This is a genomic window from Hymenobacter agri (assembly GCF_054778495.1).
In genome coordinates this window covers 1-2,332 of record NZ_BAAGZM010000642.1, presented here as the reverse complement: position 1 = coordinate 2,332, position 2,332 = coordinate 1, and the positions used below count along the sequence as shown (strand labels likewise).

Here is a 2,332-nt window from a genome sequence, read left to right as displayed (position 1 = left end):
GGCGGGCTGCAGGCGCAGTCCCACTCCGCCGAAGGTTTCGGCCAGGCCCGCGACGGGCGTGCGGCGCACTTCCACGCGGCCCAGCACGTAGCTGGTTTCGGTTTCGGAGAGGTTGGCCAGCGGGTCGAGCTTGATGCGGAACGGGCCGGTGTTAAGGATACCGCTCAGCATCTGCACGCCGTTATACACCTCGGCGTCGTCGGAGAAGGTTTTCACGCCGCCGCCGTTCACTTCGAGGTTGAAATAGAGGCCGCCGCTCACCAACTGGTTGCCGGCCCCGGTCAGCTTCACCTTGCCCGTCGAGCAGTTGAACTGCCCGCTGTTCAGCATGTTGCCTTTGATTTCGATGTCGCCCAGGGTTTGGGCGAAAGTGCCGGTGTTGGTGAAGTTGCCGTTGATGAGAATGTCGCCGCCCGTGTGGTTGAGGATGCCCGCATTGTTGAGGTCGCCCAATACCACGGTCTGGCCGTTTTCTACTACCATCAGCTGGCCGCTGCTCACGTTGAACGACGAGAGAATGGTAGTGGCCTGGCTCACGAGGCTGTTCACGCCGCTCGTGCCGGTGTTACTCACGTTCGTCACGGTGTTGGCCGTGAGCTCGGAGCGGCCGCTGGCCACGCTCAGCGCCGTGAAGGCGGTGCTGCCCACGCCGGTGAGGCTCACTTCGCGCACCACGTTGTTCATCACTTCGTTGGTGAGCACGGTGCTGCTGCCGCAGCTCATCACAATGCCCCGGAAGTTCTGAGTACCGGCGTTGGTCCAGGTGCCGCCGGTAGCGCCGGCCGCCTGGCCTCCAATGAAGTTGCCGTTCACGGTGGCGTCGTTGGCCGTGGCCCCGGGGCGGAAATCGATGCCCGTTTGGGCCGTGATGGGCAGGGCCGCCGCGTTGTAATAAAAGCTGTTATTGCTGATGGTCCACTGGTTGCCGTTGCCAGCGTCGACCAGCACGCCCGTGCGGTTGAAGTTGAACAGCTCGCAGTTGGTGAGGCTAAAGCCGTCGTTTACGCCGCTGCTGCTGGCCGCGTACACGAGGTTGGCGGGCAGTTGCGCGGGGTCGGCGTTGCCCACGAAGCACTCGGTGAGGGTGTTATAGTCGTTGCCGGTTGTGGTGCCGCTGCCAATTACCACTACCCCGCTCGTGAGCAGCGTGTTGGAGCCCAGCACCGTGGCTTCGCGCACCACGTTGTAGCTGGCGTCGCCACCAAAGGCCACGGCCGGGGCCGTAAGGCTGGGCTGGCGCAGCGTGAGGGCCCGGGCCACCAGCCCGTTGTTGCCACTCAGCGTGGCGTAGGCGCTTCCCGCCCCAAACGTGAACGTGCCGGTGAGCACGGTCGTCACCCCGGCCGCGGGCCGAATGGTGAGGGTGTTTGCCGCGCTGCCGGTATTGGTTAGTAGCACGTCTTCAGTATACGTGGCATCGAGCAGGCGCAGCTCGTAGGCCTCGCCTAGCGTGGCAGGCACCGCCGCCAGCGCCGCCGCAATGGTCGGATAGTTAGCCCCGGGCGTAGTTCCTACCGTGTAGATGACGGCCGCCTGCGCCTGGCTGCCCAGCCCCAGGAACAGAACCAACGCACCCAACGAACGCATCAGCCGATTCCGGTGGCCCTGCTTGGTGTAACCGACTTGTGAACAAGAGACAATGTGTTTCATAACAGGGAGAAAGAGTGTGAATGGTTACCGTAAAAAGCTGGTCGTCCGGCGAGCCGTCACCCAGCAATAATTACATCGATTGATTAGGCAGCATCCGTATCGGAATTAATTTCCACCGAAAGCCACCTCACCAAAATGTAACTTATCAAATCTAACGCCGGGTTATCACGAAGCACAACAGCAAATGCAAGCGCCAGCCGGAATAGTAATATGAACAGCAAATTATATTGTTGCTATACCATTGATTTCGAACTTTATTACCATTATTTTTTTGTGCTTAGCGGGTAAATAACCCCTTAGCCAAATTCAGTCCTACCCCATCACAGGATTAATCAAAACAGTATTAATTATTGCACATTTTTATAACTTTACCAACTCAAACCTCCCACAGACTATCACTCGGAAATGAGATGGTTATTAAACCCCGTCAACTCCCCTTAATAAAACACAAAAAGGCCGCTACCTCAACAAGGTAGCGGCCTGCTCCGGATACGCTGGCAGTTGCCTGCTTCAGCGGCGACCAATGGGATAGGCGGGCTCGCAGTTGGCTACTTGCGCAACTTCCCAGGTATCAAGATTGAGCGCGCTGAGCTGGGCAAAAGCCGAGTTGTGCCGGTACACGCAGCCGCTGTCGAGGCCCAGCGCGCCGGGGCGCTGAGCGGCCTGGGTGCGCACCTGCGCC

1 protein-coding gene is annotated in these 2,332 nt (G+C 59.6%); it reads right to left on the bottom strand.

Features of this window, described 5'->3' with window-relative positions; genetic code table 11:
- Positions 1 to 1,650: hypothetical protein (locus ACYVDE_RS20510; RefSeq protein WP_460503398.1), on the bottom strand; the 1,650-nt coding region annotated here is incomplete at its 3' end.
- Positions 1,651 to 2,332: the final 682 nt, after the last annotated feature.